General features: G+C 66.4%; 8 protein-coding genes. 3 read left to right on the top strand and 5 right to left on the bottom strand.

The features are described 5' to 3' along the window. Positions 1-404: 404 nt before the first annotated feature. Both H6726_27225 and H6726_27220 read right to left on the bottom strand, forming a co-directional pair. Positions 405-3518 (bottom strand): hypothetical protein, encoded by a 3114-nt coding sequence (locus H6726_27225; GenBank protein MCB9661370.1) that lies wholly within the window; start codon positions 3516-3518, stop codon positions 405-407. A 27-nt stretch (positions 3519-3545) separates the two neighbouring features. Continuing rightward, positions 3546-8741 carry a hypothetical protein gene (locus H6726_27220; protein MCB9661369.1) on the bottom strand — a complete coding sequence of 1732 codons (5196 nt, stop codon included), beginning with the start codon at positions 8739-8741 and terminating at the stop codon, positions 3546-3548. Between the two features lie 215 nt (positions 8742-8956). On the opposite strand from H6726_27220, the gene H6726_27215 reads away from it, so the two are divergent. Beyond that, positions 8957-15109: a VCBS repeat-containing protein gene (locus H6726_27215; protein MCB9661368.1), complete on the top strand. Its 6153-nt coding sequence runs from the start codon at positions 8957-8959 to the stop codon at positions 15107-15109. Positions 15110-15843: 734 nt separating this feature from the next. Then, on the top strand, positions 15844-15975 hold the full coding sequence (locus tag H6726_27210) for an ATP-binding protein (protein MCB9661367.1): 132 nt from the start codon (positions 15844-15846) through the stop codon (positions 15973-15975). A 75-nt stretch (positions 15976-16050) separates the two neighbouring features. Here H6726_27210 and H6726_27205 read toward each other — a convergent pair whose 3' ends face one another. From H6726_27205 to H6726_27195, 3 genes are read right to left on the bottom strand one after another with little or no spacing between them, the layout of a single operon-like run. Then, positions 16051-17547, bottom strand: coding sequence for an IS66 family transposase (locus tag H6726_27205; GenBank protein MCB9661366.1), 1497 nt, complete (start codon positions 17545-17547; stop codon positions 16051-16053). A 39-nt stretch (positions 17548-17586) separates the two neighbouring features. After that, positions 17587-17949: an IS66 family insertion sequence element accessory protein TnpB gene (gene tnpB, locus H6726_27200; protein ID MCB9661365.1), complete on the bottom strand. Its 363-nt coding sequence runs from the start codon at positions 17947-17949 to the stop codon at positions 17587-17589. Next, entirely contained in the window at positions 17943-18299 is a 357-nt protein-coding gene (locus H6726_27195; protein MCB9661364.1) for a hypothetical protein, read from the bottom strand. The genes tnpB and H6726_27195 overlap by 7 nt, the downstream gene beginning before the upstream one ends. 3 nt (positions 18300-18302) lie before the next feature. Here H6726_27195 and H6726_27190 point away from each other — a divergent pair, with 3 nt between their 5' ends. Further along, positions 18303-18839, top strand: a complete 537-nt coding sequence (locus tag H6726_27190; protein ID MCB9661363.1) for an ATP-binding protein — start codon at positions 18303-18305, stop codon at positions 18837-18839. Positions 18840-19227 lie beyond the last annotated feature (388 nt).

Raw genomic sequence — 19227 nt, 5'->3', positions numbered from 1 at the left:
GGTCGAAGCAGTTGGTCTGCTCGAGCGTAAGTGGCTCGTCGCCCTCCAGGTATCCAAGAGAGACGCCTGTACCAATCGGGCGGTCCTCGCTGGAGATGACTGTAACGGCTGTTCGTCGTCCTCGCCGCACTGAGGTGCCGCGCACAGAGTCGTCGAACCGCACGCTGGTCAACTGCGTGGCTCCATCGACCACCACGAACTCACAGGCCCGGGCGTCCGATGACAGTACCTGGACCGTCACCTCCCGGGGCCGGACACACATGTTCTGATGGCAGTCGAGTCCGTCGCGGCAAGCCCCCAGTGCAGTGCAGGCGCAGTCCCGTTGACCCGGAAGACACTGGTCACCCCCCCCACAACCGCTGAGGCAGACGAGCAGCAAGATGAACGCGCAACGGAATGACATCTTACGGACAGGTCAGGTAGCGACGGTGACTGATGGTGATTCCGTGGCGCATGCCGTAAGCCAACGTGCCCAAGTCACTGACAGCTAGTGCCACGTCTCCTGGCTGGGCGGCATTCATGACCGTTCGGTAGCGCTCAGTTCCGGCCATGTCGTAGGCCACCAACAGCGCCTGCGTGGCGGTCCGCACGGCGACCATGATGAGACCCTCCCAGTACACCGCATCGTAGAGCCCCTGTTCGAGCACGTCGCCCTCGCTCACACCGGCCGGGAGCGGAGCGTTTACCCCGAGTTCCACCGGGCAGGTCGCCGAGTTCGGACAAGTGATGTTGGTCGAGTCCACGATGTAGAGAAGGAGATTTCCGTCGGACTTCCTGGAGACGACGCCCACCAAGGAGCCTGTCAGAGCGAATGTGTGAGGGTACGCACTGTTGGGTCCCGCTTGAACGACAGCCGCCTGAACCACCTTGTTGCTCTCGCGAACTCGCGCGATGCCGATCGTCGACGCTCCGGTTCGCCCGTAGGCCACTACACCGTCCCCGGCGAAGCTAGGAGAGGCGATGGCTGAGATGCCGCGATTCGCGTCTGCAACAATACCGCCGTAGGTGGTAGCAGTATCCGTAGTGAACGGACGAATCGACGCCAGCACGCCACCGCTGCTGAAGAACAGCAAGGGTTCGGGCAACGGAGCAACAGCCGAGAGACCGGACCCGACGTTGGTGTGGTTCACCGGGTGAACTCCAGTGCTTCCACCTAGGATCGCGACCAGCCACCCGTCTGAGGTGCCGTTGACGAGGAAGTTCCGGCGGTAGAGGCTGTGGCCGGCACTTCCCGAGAACCATGTAGTACTCGTCCGAAGGATCGTGTTGGTTCCCGACACGCGCGCGAGACGGTCGAATCCAGCCCCCAATGCCGGCGAACCATTCTCCTCGGTGGCAGTGACGCGCGTCGCAAGCGATTCGGTCAGCTGATACATGTGTTCTTGGGAATTGGTTGTCGCCGTAACGCCGCCTCGTACGCCAAGAAAGCCGTTGGACATGCCCACGAGGTCGAACTGAGCTGTCCCCGATCCGCTGACCAGCCCACTCACCCCGCTCACCGGACGCACGCCCTCATCGGTGTAGGAGTCGCAATCATTGTCGTTCCCATCACAGGTTTCCGCTGGAGGGGTGCAGGCAGCGGCCGCGGGGGGCACGCAAGCTGCCGTGCAAGTGCCGCTACCTGTCGACCCGCAAGTTGCAACGCAAGCCACAGTTGCCCCAGGCTGACACGAGCCGTTGCCATCGGTGCGACGGCACCCGCACTCGCTGCGCCCAAAGTCGTCGAGCGCTTGGTCAGACCAGCAGCGCTGGTGAGGGTTCGACGCATCGTAGTCGGCGCAGCTCGTCACCCCAAGCTCGTCGCACTCGTTGATGCAACCGCGTACATAGTTGATCTCCCCAACCGGCGTCGTTCCGTCTCTCACTGTGAGAGCCGCTGACAAGTAGTCCACCACAACCCACTGGGCTACCTGACCGTTGTCCGACGCGTTCTGCGCCCCACAGGCGAACGTGGGGAGATCGCTATTGGTGAAGCCCGGCGTGTGGGTAAACGTCGCGGACTCGAGTGTGCAGTCATTCGTACGTCCCAGAGACCGGTTGGCCCCACCCTCATTCCAGATGACGGACTCACTGTTGGCGATAACACGGCTTGGCGCCGATGCGGCGGTAGCCGACCCATAGCCGCCGAGGGTCTGGCCCACGACACAACGGAACTGGCTATGGTGGAACATTGCGCGACTGCAGCCGCTTGCACCAGCACAGGAGAAGTCGGCACCCGCACGGCTCGTAGCCCCTCCGCTGACGTAGAGCGTGTCGTCGTGGCGATCGCAGGAGCGCCAGTACTCAGTCGCTCCCGAGCCATACTCGAGCGTCAGAGCGCCGTTCCCGCTACCGGTGCGAGGGCGCTCCGCGATAACGTAGGTGCCCGGTGCGCCCCCGGTGCCAGCGATGAAGTACCCGTCGTGAAGCTCCATGAAGTATGCGTACTCCGTGTACCGGTCGAAGTACCCCTGGAGGCTCGACGACCCGGTGACGCTCGCGTCATCGGTCTGGCCCTCGTCGACGTCGGCGAGCCCGTTGTGGTTGAAGTCGTCGGTGACCGAGTCGCAACCCTTCGTGAAGCTGTTGAGCACCGCGGCGGGGACGGTCTCCCCACGATAGGTCGGCAATGTTGCGGAGCTCGAGCCGTCATTTCGCGGACTCTCGTACAACGGCAGTGGCGCGGCCGTGGCTTCTGCGAGCGACGTACCTTCCTCGTTGGTGAGCCGGAACTCACCCACCATCCGGAGCGCGCACCGCGCGTTCACACGAACGTTCGCCTGCGCGTTCTCCATGGAGTTCACTGCGGCCGACGTCACCCAACCGTCGCCATCGGCGTCGCACGCCGTGGCGTGGTTCTGCTCGGGGAAGTACCCAGGCTCGGTCTCGCAGAAGCACACCCCGTTGGCGACGCCAGTCTCGACGATTAGCCGTCCCGTCTCACCTGGCTGGCCTGGCAGGTTGCAGGAACTGGCCGAGGCGAGTCCGCCGCTGCCACAGCGGAAGCAGGTCATGCTGGCCGGATCGAATCCTTCCCCCGCCGGGCAGGACGTCACGCACTGCGCGTCGCTCGTGGACGTCTCAGCGTTGCAGCCCTGCCCCATCGAGGCACATCCGAGATCCGCGCAGGTACGTGGTGTCCGGCACGCCCCCAACGTCGAGTCCCATACGAATCCACTGACGCAGCTCTCGTCGCATCGTGGCTCTGGGTCCATCACACACACGCGATTCTGGCTCGCGCAGGCCAGCTGCTCGCAGGTACCACCGGCCTCGCACTCGAAGTTCCCGTTCTGGAAGTAGCCCAGCTCACACGCTCCGCATGCCGGCACAGGGCCCGACGTATCGCAGACCCTGTGCTGGGCTGCGCAGGCCAGGTCACCGCAGTCGTCGACAGGCACACAGCCGTTCGGTCCGGGCTGCTGCCCGACGGGGCAGCCCGAGTCTGGGGTTGGCCCCATGTCGTCTGTTCCGCCGCCGTTGCCACCGCCGCAACCAGCGACGAGGAGGAGTGAGAAGAAGGCAATCTTGAGGATCTTCATGTTCAGGCTCCGCATGGAGGACCGCGACTAGAACGCGGTGAAGTCGGTGTAGTAGAGGTAGATGCGAACGTCGGTGAGCGAGCCGAGGTTGACGTCCTGGTTCACGAACTCGTCGCGCTGGTTGAAGGCGAACTCCCAGTTCGTGTTCACGTACGGCCGCTCTCGCAACCGTTGGTTCTGGTAGATGTCGGGCGTGAAGCTCCGCACGCCGTTGAAGAACGTGTTGACCACCGCCGTGCGCTCGGGGAAGCGATAGAAGCTGTTTTCGTCGTTGATCCCCGTGACGAGCCCAGTCCCGGACACGGTGAGATACACGCGACCGACCGCGTCGCCGACGTCCGACCCAATCAGCTCGACCTCGATGTGCGAGAGCTTATGATTCCGCGTCAACGGGGAGAGTCGAGCGACCGACGTGTTGAAGGGGATCGTCAGGTGGCCGCTCGGGCTCAGCCACTGCGGGTCGGATAGGGCCACGCGGAAGCGCTCGACACGTTCCGCCTGGGTCAGCGTCGTGCCGTCGTCCGCGTAGCGGGGAATCTGCAGCACGTCGTCGCGGAGCGACAGAATGTCGACGCGGTTGTCCGGTCGCCCCACGTCCTCCAGGAAGACGAAGTACTCCTCTTCCAGGTCCGCGAGATAGTTCTCTAGGTTGTGGTCGCCCCGCGCCACCAACCGAACCAAGCTTAGCTCGTCGACGCGGGCGTAGCTCTGGGAGGTGTAGTACTCGAACACACGCGTCGCTCGGTACGCCTCACGGACCGCGGTCCGGAAGGAAAGATCCGCGTTGATGATGGCGTCGTTCTTGTAGATCCGCACGTTCGGATCATTGCGTGCGGCCTGCACGTTGATCGCCAGCTGCTCCGACTCACGTTGCTCTGCCTCTACACGCGAGGCCTGGTTCCGCAGTCGCGTAACTTCCGCAAACGCGAGGCGAAGCTGGTACTCAGCACGAGTCGCATCGAGCTCGAGTCGAATCGCTTCCAAAGCCATCGTTTGGGTCCGAGCAAGGCCATCTGCCAGCAACTGTTGGCACTGCACGGACGCCCGGTCGTCCGTGAGCTGGACCTGCACACGCTCAATCTCGGTCTGGAGATTGTTCGTGATCGCGAGCTGGGATGCCCGCGCCACCATGGCTGCGGCCTGGACCGAGGTGTACGCAACCGTAACCCCAACCGCCGCGGGGCAGTCACCGGGCGAATTCGCTGTCCCGACAGTTGGCGGAGTGCACTTGATTAGTGACAGCGTCCGGAAAGCATTCTCCGCACCTCGCTGAACCTCATCCACAACGGCTTGAGCAGTGCGGAGTCGCCCCTGAAGGTTGCTCACCCTTCCGGCTGCTATGACTTCGAGGTCGGCGAGGTCGTCGATGAGGTCGCACTGCGCAACCATTCGACCTTCCTCGATTTTGATGGCTTCCTGATTCGCAAAGAAGGCATTTCCGATCCCTTGAATGTCGATGCCCGCGATCTCGATCTGGGCCGACGCATTGTGGATGGCCCCGTTCCCCATCACGCCGCACGGGTCCTGATAGGCAGCGGCCGTGGGGTTGAGGTGGGCGTAGCGTCGGATCGCCGGGTACACGACACCATCTGTTCCAATCATCGTGCCGCACAGTTCGGCCAGCTGGTTCTCGTAGTTGTTGCGGATGTTCGTGAGTTCCGACTGGAACGCGGCCTCGTCTGTCTCGTACGTGCGGCTCGAGTTGATGGCGAGGTCCTCGCGACTCGCCGCGACAGCCGCAGCGTTCCGCGCGCGCGCGAGCAAGGTCTCGACAGCGTTCGGGCCGTTCGGGTCGAGCGCGGGCAGCGGGATGTAGTCCTGGGCGAATCCGAAGGTGTTCAGCTCATCCGTGAAGTCCCCGTAGAGCTCGCGCATGTCTAGTAGCGCGATCTTGTAGACCGTCGCGGCACGCTCGAGCTCGGCGACGAGCTGGTCGCGTTCTGCGGGGCTGGCGCGCACTTCGATGACCTCTTCGATCAACCGAGCGATGACCATCGACTCGAGGTAAGCGGACGTGTAGCTCCGCTCGACGACCCGCCGGGCCAAGTCCGCACGGTTGAACCCTTGGTAGCGGCGCGCGATTTCGCCGTAGGCCCTCGCGCGCTGCGTGGAGGCGCGAAGAACCCGGCCCAGGTACGAAGTGATCGTCTCTTGGGTCACGAACGCGGACACGCTCGAGTTCGCGAGGGATGCCCACAAGTACTCCAGTAGCGAATAGAAGCGGTCGAGGGCGAGCTCGTAGTACTGCGCCGCTTGGTACAGCGTGTACATCTCGAAGCCAGCGACGCCGGACAGGTCGATGCCCTGAGGCTCGAACAAGCGCCCCTCGAAGCTGACGAGCGACTGCCCCGCCAGGTCGAAGCGGGACTGGAACGCCTGGGTGTACTGCTCGTCGCCCAGCATGATCAGCAGCTGCGCGTACAGTGGTTCGAACCCATCCACCGTCGGGTCCACGGGAAGCGTCGGGTCAGGAATGGTCTCGTACGAGAACGCCACGGTGAGGAAGTCGTCGAGTGCGTCGCGTGTGGCGGTCTGACCGTTCAGGACCGTACGGTGCGCCGGGCTGGTGCCTAGGTACGCCAAGCAGCTGACACGGTCGCGAATCTCCTCGATCGCGGCCGGGTCGTAGCAGTAAGGGTTCGCCGTCGACCCAGGCACGCAGATCTGCGGCGCGAAGCCGATGCTGCGGCCCTCGCGGTTCTGGAACTGGGTCTTGTAGCGGAACGCCTCCGCAATGGCGACGCGGATTGGGTTGAAGACGAGACCGTTGGACGCTCCGGGCGCGTAGAACGTCTTCCCGTCGAGCAGGTCGCTACGGTCGTCGTCGCAGTAGGCCCCGTCGCTGCACGAGTACAGCGGGTTTAGCAGCACATTGGTGTCGGACGCCGCCACCCAGCTGTTCAACACGGTCTGGCACGTGCCGTTGTTCTGACAAGGCAGCGTCCGAAGGTTCCCGGTGCAGGCACCCGACTGACACTGGAAGTACGTGACGCCACTGCCCGCAGGGCATGGTGTGACGGCTCCGACCGCATACGGGCCACCGTCGAACAAGCCTGTGTCGTGGCAGAGGTAGTGCATCCCCGACGAAATGACGCCGCCCGTGGGCGCCTGAGCGCTGCCGTTGATGAGCACGTTGGCCAAGCGCACGGCGTCGGCCGGAGCCGCCGTCAGATTGGTGCGCGTGAGGAGGCCCGCGTCGCACCGTGCAGCGTCGGACAGGGCCACGGAGATGTCCCGATCGTCCGCCTGCGCATTGCCCTCGTACGCTTCGTCTTCGAGCTCAGCGTTGACGCGCGTGAGGACCATGAGGCCGTAGGCGCCGAAGTCCGACGTAGCCCCGCCGACGAACTCTCCCTCGAAGTCTTCGCGGAAGAAGACATACATGCGCTCTTGGTTGACGAGCGCGCCATCCACCAGCTGAAGCTGACGAACGCGAGCGCGGCCATCCGGAATGGGGTTCGACCCAGAGAGGCTAGCGTTGAGGGACGCCGAGCCGAGACCGAAGGGCTGCATGTCGTCCCGGCACTCGTAGGAGTACCTCACACCCGTCTCGGGGTCTTCCGCCGTGTCTCTGAGGAATCCGGGCACGAGCCACGGAGTGCGCGTGTGCTCGTATGCGCCCGACGACGCGGCGCAGTTGGAGTCGCCCGCTGTGGTGGCGTAGCGCCCGCCCACCGCGATGGTGGCGGAGAAGTCGGACAGGAAGCCGAGACACGTGCCCAGCCGCAGGTTGGAACACTGAGTGGGGTCCTGCTCGAACGCGAGCCGAACCTCTGGGTCGCCGGCGTACTGGAGACTCTCTTCGGTCGCGATCCGGCCGGTCATGTGCGTCGCGTCATCGAGTCGGATGTCGAGCGCAATGGGCAGCTCTACGATGCCGCTGGGCACGCCGTCGCTGGCGTCCGTCGAGTACACACCGAGCCCGGCGCCACCAGCGTTGGAGGTGACGCTGGGATAGCACGCGACCGCACCGCAGCCGGGCCCGGAAGCCGTGCGCCAAGACTCGGTGATGGTGGAGGTGAGGATCGATTCGAACTCGAACGTGGAGAGGTCGCCTCGCCGCAGGGCGTCCCACCGCTGGATCAGAGCGTTGTCCACGGCACTCGCTGGCCCGCCGTTGACCCATGCGTCGAGGCCCACATCGCCGAACTGGGTGAAGTAGAAGACCTTGCCCATCCAGCGGCCTGTGGTGCTCCGTGAGTACGCGATGGTGACGCGCCGCGTCCCAAGCTCGCTGGACACCTCGAGCACACCTTCCCAACGCGGGGGCGGACCTGTCTGAGCATTGAGCAGCTCCACCGATACCCCGGTGGAACCTGCGGGGACGGTGACGGTGTACGTCTGGACGTTCTGCACAGCACCGGGCGCTCCGACGCCCAGCCAGGGCATCGGCGAGTTCTCTTCGTGCACCAGGGTGTCCCCAAACACCGTGTGGGAGACCTTGCGCACGGTGAAGTCGATCGACCGGGGCGCGTCGTGGGTGAGCGTGAGGACTTCGCCCGGGTCCACGTTGGTCATCCGAACGGTCGTCGCGCTGAGCGTGAAAGCCCCCTCGACCTCGGAGTTGGACAGGGCTGCGGTGGGCTCGGGAGAGGGCATGCAGTAGCCGAAGTCGCTATCGGTGAGCTCGCAGTGCGTCGTGTCCGGGCAGGACTCCGAATCGGCGGCGGAACAGGGCACTCGGCACGAATGCCGGTAGCAACGCGCCATCCCGCCGCAGTCCGAGTCGTACTCGCAGTTGGAGTAGCAGCTGCCGAGGATGCAGACCTGGAAGTCGGGGCACTCGGCGTCAGTCGCGCACGATGGAGCCGGATCCTCGGCCGAAGCCGCGCAGGAGCCGTTGACGCAGACGAAGCCGTCGAGACATCCCTCCATCAGCCCTTCCACCGAGCAGGCCCGATAGGTGCCGTCCCCGTCGGTGAAGCCGGTCTGACACGGCGAGTAGCACTGTGGGTCCTGGGGCACGATGCGGTTGGTCCCAGTCGTACAGATGTCCATCTCGCAGCGGAGCCCGCTGGCGCAGGTGCCGTTTCCGAAGCAGTCGCAACCTGCCGTACCCTGGTCACAGGCACGGCAACGATCGTCACTGTCGCAGATGTAGCCGGGTAGGCAGGTGCGGTTCGAGAAGCACCGTGCGCCGCCGCTCCCCACACCACCATTCGAGTTGCAGCCTACGAGCGAGGCGGCCGCCAAGAACACACAGACCAGGACCGTTGGAGGCACGTGCCTCCAGCACAACGCAAGCATTCAAAACTCCCCCCCGGTATCGTCTCCCACTCCAGGACCCGATGACGGGGCAACTTCCAGAACGCGTGTAGTGTGGCTGTACAGGGCGTCCCCAGTCAAGGTGGGCGGTGTCGCCGTGTCGGAAGCGCTGGCGATGCAGTGGGCGCCGTGTGATGGTGCGCACGACTCATCATGCAGGTGGGAGGTCCAACGTGAACCGGGTAGTAGTTGTCGCGCTGTGCTGGCTCCCTCTGGTGTGGAGCACCCCCGCCGAGGCGCAAGATGAGGGAGGGGGGCTTTCGCCATCGCGGCTGAAGCTGCCGAGCGGGCCAGGCTCGCTGGAGGGTGTTGGTGAAGACGCGAGCATCAACTTCAACATGGGCGTGGTGTCGTACGGGGTGCCGCTCTCGGTGCCGGCTGGGTACAACGGGTTCGCGCCATCGTTGCGGCTGAGCTACGCGAGCACGGGCGGGCAGTCTTCGGTCGGCCTCGGCTGGTCGCTGGGTGGGGTCGACAGCATCGAGCGGATGACGTCGCGCGGGGTGCCGGACTACGACGCGGCGGACTTGTTCGCGCACGAGGGCACGGAGCTGGTGCGGCTGCCTGGGTCGAGCACGTACCGGGCGCGGTTCGAGGGCGGGTTCGTGCGCTACACGTGGCTGGGCGCGGACGGGGCGATGGGCAACGGGCGCGAGGGCTATTGGCGTGCGGAGTTACCGGACGGGCGCGTGGGGTACTACGGCGCGACGGCGGCGGGCGTCATCGTGCCGGAGTCGCGGATGGCGGGCTCGCGCGGGACGTACTCGTACGGGCTGGTGGAGATGGTGGACACGTACGACCACCGGATCCGGTACGACTACGAGCTCGACGGCGGGCGCCCGTACGTGGTGCACATCGGCTGGGTGTTTCGTGGGGGCAGCGACCCGCGCTACGAGGTGGAGCTCGAGTACGAAGTGCGCGAGGACGTGCTTTCGGACGGCAAGCCGGGCGTGGAGGTGCTGCTGAACCGGCGGCTGCGGCACGTGCGCGTGCTGGTGGAGGGCACGCAGCTGCGGCGCTACCAGCTGAGCTACGAGCCGTACACGCTGACGGGCGGGCTGACGCGGCTGGCGCGGGTGACGACGTACGGGACGGGGGACGTGGACCCGTATCCGATCTTCTTTCGCTTCGCGTACACGCGCGGCTTCGACCCGGGGTGCGCGAGCGGCGCGCCGGGCTGCGAGCGTGCGTACGTGCGGTCGATCGGGAGCGTGGGGGTGGACTTCCGCACGGGTGACGCGGACCTGCTGGACATCAACGGTGACGCGCTGCCGGACGTGGTGGACACGACGGGCGGGGTGCACCAGCTGTTCGTGCAGACGGTGAGCGCGACGGGAGAGACGTCGCTGTCGCCAGTCATGACCAGCGCGACGGCGGGCAGCGGAGCGATGGCGCTGTCGTCGCCGGAAGTGCAGATGGTGGACCTGAACGGAGACGGGTTCGTGGACATGGTGGACGGGCTGAACGACCGCGTGTTGTTCGGGCGCGGCACGGGCGACTGGGACGCGCAGGCGCTGATGGACACGGGCCTGCCGAGCTTCACGTCCGACGCGAACCAGCGCTTTCTGGACGTGGACTACGACCGCGCCATCGACGTGGTGCACCTCGAGAGCGGCGGCGCGTGGTTCCACCGCAACGACAACGGCGTGTATCAAGCGGCGACGCCGATCGCGGGCGTGAGCCGCAGCTTCAGCACGGACGGCCTGCGCCTCGTCGACATGAACGGCGACGGCATGGTGGACGTGGTGCAAGCGGTGCAGGGCGCGGTCTTCTACTGGATGAACTTGGGCCACGGCGACTTCGCTTCTGCAGCGCGCGAGATGTTCGGGCTGCCGGGCACGCTGACGCCCGCGGAGATGGAGTTCACGGACCTCAACGGCGACAACCTCACCGACGTCGTGGTTGTGCAGGGCACCGAGATCCGCTTCGCCCTCAACTGCGACGGCACCGAGTTCGAGCCGATGGAGACGCTGTCCTCGGCGGACTTGAACGGCTCGCTGCCCGAGCGCACGAGCGAGGTCAGCATCCGCTTCGCCGACATGAACGGCTCGGGCAGCAACGACGTCGTGTACATCAACGCGTCGGGGATGGTGACGTACGTGGAGCTCTTCCCCGAGCACCCGAACCTCCTCAACCGCATCGACAACGGCATCGGCAAGGTCATCGAGATGACCTACGGCACGACCGTTGCGCACATGGGCCGCGACGGCGGGCCCGACGCGTGGGAGCACCGGCTGCCGCACGCGATGCTCGTGCTCGAGCAGCTGACGACGTACGACACGCTCTCGCAGGTGCGCCAGATCCAGCGCATGCACTACCGCGACGGCTACTACGACGGCGAGGAGAGCCAGTTTCGTGGCTTCGGCGAGGTGGAGGTCTTCGCGGAAGGCGACGACTCCATGGAGGACGGCCGGAGCGTGCACCACTTCGACCTCGGCGTGACCGACCGCTACCGGCACGGGCTCGTGACCGACAAGCAGGTGGAGAGCGACGGGCGCGTGCTGTCGACCGAGGCCTACGTGTACGCGGACTGCCCGCTCGCGCAGATCGCGACGGCGGGCGTGACGTACCCCATCCGCTGGCTGTGCCCCGAGCGCAAGACCACCGTGATCCAAGAGGGCGCCGCCGCGAGCGAGTGGGTCACCCTCGAAGAGACCTACGCGCACGACGGCTACGGCAACCAGACCGAGAAGCATCAGCTGGGCGTGACGGCGGTGGGCGGGGGCGCGTGCACCGCCTGCAACGGGCGCAGCCCCGACGTCCAGGGTGAGCCCTGCGACGCCAGCTGCCGCGGCGACGAGATGCACGAGATCCAGCGCTTCATCGCGCCAGGCAGCGCGACGAGCGGCCGGTGGATCTTGCGCGCCGTGTACCAGAAGCAGATGTACGGCGTGGAGGGGAGTGCCGAGGTCACGGACGAGCGCACGTACTACGACGGGCCGGACTTCGTGGGCCTGCCCTGGCAGACGCTCACGCGCGGGACCCCGCGGCGGACCGAAGCACGTCGCGACGCAGGCGGGAGCTACTTCATCCAGACCGCGCGCCTGGCGCACGACGCGCACGGCAACGTCACCGTTGCGCGCGACCCGAACGGCCACGACGTGCGGATGGAGTACGACGCCGACGGCGTGCTGCCCACCGCGGAGCTGCGCCTCTTCGACGACCCGGCCGTGCGCAGCGACTTCTATGCTCTCCGCATGGAGGTGGCGTACGAGCCGCTGCTCGAGCAGATCACGAGCTCCACCGCGTGGATGCGCGTCGTCGGCACCACCAACATGAGCGAGCGCCGCGAGACGGCCTACGGCTACGACGAGTACGGGCGGGTGACAGGCATCGCGCAGCCGGGGGACACGCTCGCGACGCCCACCACCGAGTACGCCTACGACCTGGTCGAGCCGGTGAGCCGCATCATCACGCGCACGCGGAGCGTGTCCGGCAGCCCCACGCCCGACCTCGAAGCCGTGAACTGCGTCGACGGCATGGGCCGCACCGTCCAGAACCGCACCGCCGTCGGCGACGGGACGTACCAAGCCACCGGCTACGTCACCTTCAACATCCAGGGCGAGCCCAGCCGCGTCTACCAGCCCTACCTCGGCACCTCCGCCGCATGCGACCGCAGCGCGCCCACGGGCGTGCGTGTCTTGCGCTCGCAGTTCGATGCCACGGGCCGCGTGCTGCACGTGACGCAGCCCGACGAGAGCGTCTACGGGACGGCGACGACCCTGCGCACGGACTACCAGCCCCTGCGCACCATCGCCTACGATGGCGAGGACTTGGACCCGAGCAGCCCGCACGCGAACACGCCCACCACCACCGTGGCCGACGGCCTCGGCCGCACGCTGCGGCTCGAGCGTCTGCTCGCGGCGGAGGGCCCGCCGGTGGTCATCGGCTTCCGCTACGACGCGCTCGGCCGCATCCGCAGCCTGCTCGACGACCACGGCAACGAGCAGTGGCAGGTGTACGACCTCGCCGGCCGCATCGCCGAGGTCACCCACCCCGACAGCGGCATCACGCGCTTCACCTACGACGACGCCAACAACCCCCTCACCCGCACCGACGCGCGCGGCGTCACCACCCGCTCGAGCTTCGACGAGGCCAACCGCCAGACCGCCTTCTGGGACGAACGCGACCCCATGCGCACCGTCGTCGAGACCCGCTACGACCGCGACGTCGCCTGCACCGAGTGCGTATACTCGGAGGGCATGGCCGCCAGCGTGTCGTATCCGCTGCTCGACGGCGAGCGCGGCGCCGACCGCATGGTGCGCGACGCGCGCAGCCGCCTCGTCACCACGCACTCGCTGCGTGAAGGCGTCCGCTACACCGTCAGCGACACCTTCGACAACGCCAACCGCATCACCGCCACCACCTACCCGGGCGGCTACTCCCTCGCACGCACCCACGACGGACTCTCCCGCGAGCGATCCGTCTCAGGCATCGTCACCTCCGTCGCCTTCAACCCCCAGAACCTCCCCGCACGCGTCAACTTCGCGAACGGCACCAGCACCGTCCGCACGTACGACGCACGCCTGCGCCTCGACACCCTCGAGACCAACGGCCCGAGCGGCACGCTCCAGGACTACAGCTACGGCTTCAACCGCGCCGACCACCTGGTTACCCTCAACGACGCGCGCCCGGCCGAGCCTACGGAATCCACCAGCGCCGGCCGCTTCGAGTACGACGCCCTCTACCGCCTCACCGCCGCCCACCTCGACGAGGGCCGCCTCACCGCCGAGTCGCTCAGCTACGCCTACGACACCATCGACAACCTGGTGGAGAAGCGCTCCGACCGCGGTCGCGAGAGCCTCATGCACCTCGGTGAGCTCGGCTACGGACAAGACGGCACCAGCGCAGGCCCCCACGCCGTCTCCAGCATCTCAGGTCAGGCCGCAGGCGGCGCACAGACCTACACCTACGACGAAGCCGGCAACATGCTCACCCGCGAGGGCCAGCGGAACACCTGGGACTTCATGGGTAGGCTCACCGAGGTCGAGACAGCGGACTCCGGCGAGCCGGTCGCCCGCTTCGCCTACGGCGCCACCCGCGACCGCGTCCTCAAGGAAGACGACGGCCAGCGCACCCACTACCTGCGCCCCGACCTCGAGGTCCGCGACGGCATCGTCACCGTCTACGTCAGCCTCAACGGCGAGCGCGTCGCCAAGGTCGAGAGCGCCCTCTTCGCCCCCACCACCCACTCCGACGGCGCCCCCGCTGGCGGCGACGGCCGCGTCACCGCCGCCGACGCATGGGTCGTACGCGCCAACGAAGCCGGCGTGAGTGGCGTGCCTGGAGTGGACAGCCAGCGCAGCGTCGACGACACCCTCCGCGCCGCAGCCCGTACCCTCCTCGTCGCACACGAGCCGCTCGTCGAGTACTGGCACGGTGACCACCTCGGCAGCGTCGTGCTGTCCACCGACGAAGCAGGCGGCGTCCTCCAGCGCATGGAGCACTACCCCTACGGGCATCCAAGGGCCCAGTCCGCGCATCTCCCCGAGCGCAGCTACACCGGGCAGGAGCGCGATGGAAGCACCGGGCTCAGCTACCACTCCGCAAGGTACCTGGACACCAGAACGGGGCGATGGACCGCCGCGGATCCCTTGTTCAGCACACTTGCTGCGCTTAGAGAGTCGACATGTCACGCAGCCCAAGCTGTCGCATCTCACGCATATTCAACATCTCCGACCACACTCGTCGACCGCACTGGAACCGTCATACGAGTGCAGGGAAGCACGTCAGACCAGCAAGCGATCCTCTGGACGCTACAGCAAATGACTGGACTCAGCGAACAACAGATGCAGATCCGGAATGGTGAGATTTGGGTCGATCCCAACGCATCCTCCGAATACAGGCACTCACTGGCACTCGTTCGGTCGATTGCCAATGACACAGAACACACGACAACCATCTCCACGACGCAAGAACCACACTCGTATGCGACCCCGGTCGGGGGTCCAGGGGCTGGCACGAACGGTGTCGCCGCGGACACGGACGTGAGATGGAGCATGAATGATTCTTTTGAGGTCGTGCGCGTGGACCTGGCGACGAACACAATCAGCCGAGAGCTACTCTCAGAACCAGCAATGGCGCTGTTCCACGAACTACTTCACGCCGACCACAATCGGCGCGGAGTCCGTCGCACAGACGTAGGAGCGTATCAGACAGAAGGACAAACGATCATGGAGGAGGCCGAAGAGCTGAGGACCGTCGGAATACCACATGTCTACGAGACATCGTCGGGCCTCATCATCGAGTGGAACGACGGCGCGGAGCACGTTTCCGAGAACGACATTCGGCGCGAGCACGGGATGCACCTTAGGGCGTCGTACTGAGATGATTGACTCCCTTATCGCGTCGAACGAGACACGAAGACGTCTCGTCTGGCGCATCTACTCTGCCGTGATTTCTGCTTCACTTTGCCTGCTCACAGGTGGATGCGACGCGGACAGCATGGTGGTTCCGGCAAAGCGGACGAATGACATCTTGGTTCTCGTCGACGGTCATCGCGGTCGCATCGACAACCCCGACCCGTTCGACGGTCCTGGCCTGGGATCGAGGTGGCCTCTGCAAGAGCACCACCTTCATGACGTGGAGCATGGATTGGACGAGTACGTGTCCAGCGTGTCACCAAGCGTTCCTTGCGCGTCGTCGTCAATGACCCGCATATACATGGGCATACGCGGGCCCTACGGGCCGCTCGTTCGCGTGTACTTGGAGTGTCCGCAGCTTGGGGCAGAAGTGAGTCTCGGAGACGCGACGCTGGCCGCTGAGCACCGGAGAGCGCGTCGGATGGTCGTCGTCTTTTCCCCGGGCACAGGGGAGTACTTCCTGCAGCGGAACCAGATCAACTGGCCCGAGTAGCGAGGCACCCATCACCGACAGGGTTCGCGTCGGGACGGCAGCGGCTGACAACCTTGTCCCCGCGCCGCACCCGGTCTTCAGCGGTTCCGTCGCGTCCATGTGCACCCCATCGTCAGCGGAAAGCACACAGCGCACGTGAGCGAACCCCAAACCCCACGGCGGCGCGTCACCGCGCTAGCCCCACAGCGCTGGGCTCAACCGCGACATGGTGCTCGAGCGCTGGGACCACTCCAGCAAGGTCCACTTCGACCGGAAGGTGCTCGACGCGTTGGTGTGCCTCCGCTTCGTCGAGAGCGCGCGCAACGTCGTCATCCTGGGCCCGGTCGGCGTGGGGTGACCGATCAGCGACACCGGGATGCGACGGACGTCGGCCCGTGCGAGCCTGGTCGGGGGCTCGCCGTGTGCATGGGGTTCAGAGCATGGAGCGCTTGAACGCGGCCGGCGTCATGTCGGCCACGTCGAGCCCGAACACGTCGCGGTGGGTGCCGAGCCGTTCGAAGGCCCAGGCAAGGTAGGCCTGGACGGATACCCCGTTGGCGCGGCAGGTAGCCACGATGCCGAGCAGGACGCAGGCACGGTGCGCTCCCTCGGAGCTGCCGGCAAAGAGCATGTTCAGGCGCAGCTTCGCGACGTTCTGGAACTCGCGCTCGGTGGGCGAGTTGTCGATGGGGACGTCCGGGTCGTCGATGAATCGGAAGAGCGCATCGCGGTGGTTTCTGTAGTAGCGCACCGCCGCCATGAGCGGTTCCGAGGGGAGGAGCACGGGCTCGACGGCGGCGAGCCACCGCTCGAAGTCGTCTGCGAGCGGCCGGATGTAGCGTTGCCGATGCTCTCGCAACGCCTCGCCTACGAGACCGAGCGCCTGCGCCTTCTCCTCTTCGCCGTAGATGGCGCCGATGAACGCCCCGCCCTCTTTGGCGAGCCCTGGCTGGGTGGCCTCGGCGTCGCGAAACTTGCGGCGCCCGTGAGCGTTGCAGCCGGTCTCGATCACACGCCCCGTCTCGAACACCGCGTTGAAGCGATGCTCGGCGTCGGCCGTGAGCTTGCCCTTGAACGGCGCGAGCTTGGACACCACCGACTCGCTGCTCTTGTCGGCCTCGTACTGGAACACCGCGAGCTCGTGGTTTCGGTACAGCTCGATGTAGCCGTTGTGAGCGACCGGGAGCTTGGGCACGATCACCTTGATGCCCGTACCGTCGGTGGCCATCCACGAGCCCGCGAGGAGCTGCCGCCAGTGGTAGCCATCCACAGGCGCGAGCAGGTCCGCGGCGCGCTCGACGAACGACACCAACGTCCCCATCGCCAGCGGCACGCCCCGCTCAGCGAGGTCGCGGCGCATGCGGTCGAGTGGCGTCAGCAGCCCGAACTTCTGATGGACGAACCACGCGAGCCACTCGCAGGTGACCTTCGAGCGGTCATAGGGCGCCGGCAACGAGCGGGGCGTGGTGCGTCCGCCGCAGCTGCGACAGCGACACGTGGTCCGCAGCACGCGGCGCCGACGTTGATGCTCCTTCACGACATGGAGCTTCTCTTCCGCGAGTTCCTCGGCCGCGTCGAGCGCGGTGCTGCCACAGTGGGAGCACGTGTCCGGTCGGAGAACGTGCTCCTCGGCCTCGAGGTGCGCGGGGATCTTGTTGCGGCCCGTCGGCTTCACGGGCGACTTGGGCTTCTTCTCCTCGTCGGGTTTCTCCGGCGCCTGCGGCCGGTCCTCGAACGCGAGCTTGGCGGCGCCCTCGACGGTGGGCGGCGGCACCGGGGGCTTCGGAGCAGGCGTCTTGCGCTGCTTGCGCTGGGCGATGGCCAGCAGCTCGGCGACGCGCTCGTTCAGCTTCGCAAGCTGTTCGACGAGCTGCGCGACCTGCCCGCGTAGCTCGGCATTCTCTCGTTGAAGCGCGGCGACGTCGACCACGACGGCAAGAGATCACGCCTCACGATCGCTGTCGATCCCCTACCGACCAACGTCCGTTCGTGCCCGTCGATACCAGCCCTGCCGCGCCGCCGTGAAGTCGATGCCGGCGAGCAGCGACGCGAACGCCGTTCCGTCGATCTGCACCTGGGTTTGTGCACCATCGAAGGGTGGAACTTGAAAGCTTCCAGCCTCCAACCGCTTCGCAAGAACGCACCAACCCGAGCCATCGAACCACAACGCCTTCGCGATCCGTCGACGCTTGTTCATGAACAAGTACAGGTGCCCGTCCACGGGGTCGAGCCCCAGCCGACGCACCGCGCCCGCCAGGGAGTCGAACGAGCCACGCATGTCGACCGGGTCCACCGCCACGAACACGCGCACCGTCGGTGGCAGGCTCAGCACCTGCGCAGCACCGCCATCACCCGCGTGAGCGTCTCCTCGCGGAAGTCGTCGCCGAACTCCACGCGGGCGCCGTCCACCTCGAGCACGTAGCGCCCCGTGCCCCCGAGCGCCGTCGGCCGTGAGGTGGGCACGAGCTCCACGAGGCCCCCGCGCACCTGCTTCACCGGTGCCTTCGTGGGTCGGGCTGCCGAGTTCTCGCGCCGGCCCAGGTTCACGCGCCACGCGTTCAGCGAGCGGCCATCGATGCCCTGCTCGCGCGCCCACGCCCCGAGCGACCGCCCCGACGCGGCCACCGCCTGCAGACACCGCCGAGCCTCGAGCTCGTCGTCAACCCGTCGCGCTTTCGCCATGGCGTGAAGACTGACCGAGCTGCCCGCCCCGATCATCCCGGTGTCGCTGATGGGTCACGGCGTGGGGAGACATTCCTCGCGACCGCTCTCGGCCACATCGCATGCAGGCACCGCTTCCAGGTCATGCTCACCCGCGCTGACGACATGCTGCGGCGACTCAAGCAGAGCCGCGTCGACAACTCGCGCGACGCGTTGATGGTGGAGCTGACCACGGTCGACCTGCTCATCATCGACGACTTCGCGCTCGAGCCGATGACCCGTGACGAAGGTCGCGACATCTACCAGCTCTTCGTCGAGCGCAACGGCCGCGCCCCCACCATCGTGACGAGCAACCGCGACACTGCGGAGTGGATCGCGACCTCTGACGACGTCCTGCTCGCCCAGAGTGCCGTCGACCGATCCATCAACAACGCCTACGACCTCGTCGTCGAAGGCGAGTCGTACCGACATCGGCTCAAGCCGAAGGTCACCGGCGACGAGGCTCCCCCGACGGTCCCGATCAACAGGCCCGACCACCCCATCCGCCGGGGGCGGCGGTAGCCCAGTACGTCGTCGCCTCCGGCTCCTCCGGGCGTGACACGGCTACGATCAGACGGCATGCTCGGCCCAGTGTCGTCGGACCATCCCCTGGTCCCATGATCCTGAAAACCTGGCGGTCCCTTGGGGGTGCAAAGCGGCAGTGCTCCTGCCAAGTGCGCCGCGACATCCGACCACCCAGCCAGAGCCGTACCGACGTCAGGTGTCGCCATCCGCGCATGGCCCCACAGAGCGCGAGAGCGTACCGTCGTCAGCCGCGAGAAGGGCAAGCCCGTCGTGTCACCAGCGCGGCACAGCGCGCGGCCAACCAGCGCGAACAAGCGGCATTTGCGTGCCCTCCCCGCCTCCGAAGATCGCCAGATTCACGGCAAACACGCGAATTCGCACCAAC

It is taken from the genome of Sandaracinaceae bacterium, from assembly GCA_020633055.1.
Classification (GTDB): domain Bacteria; phylum Myxococcota_A; class Polyangia; order Polyangiales; family Houyiibacteriaceae; genus JADJJE01.
The sequence above is the reverse complement of the archived record's forward strand: the minus strand, read 5'-3'. Positions and strand labels throughout refer to the sequence as shown.

Coding starts and splice junctions, on each gene's coding strand:
- H6726_27225 (MCB9661370.1), bottom strand. CDS start 3,518: ATGAAGATCCTCAAGATTGCCTTCTTCTCACTCCTCCTCGTCGCTGGT.
- H6726_27210 (MCB9661367.1), top strand. CDS start 15,844: ATGGTGCTCGAGCGCTGGGACCACTCCAGCAAGGTCCACTTCGACCGG.
- H6726_27195 (MCB9661364.1), bottom strand. CDS start 18,299: ATGGCGAAAGCGCGACGGGTTGACGACGAGCTCGAGGCTCGGCGGTGT.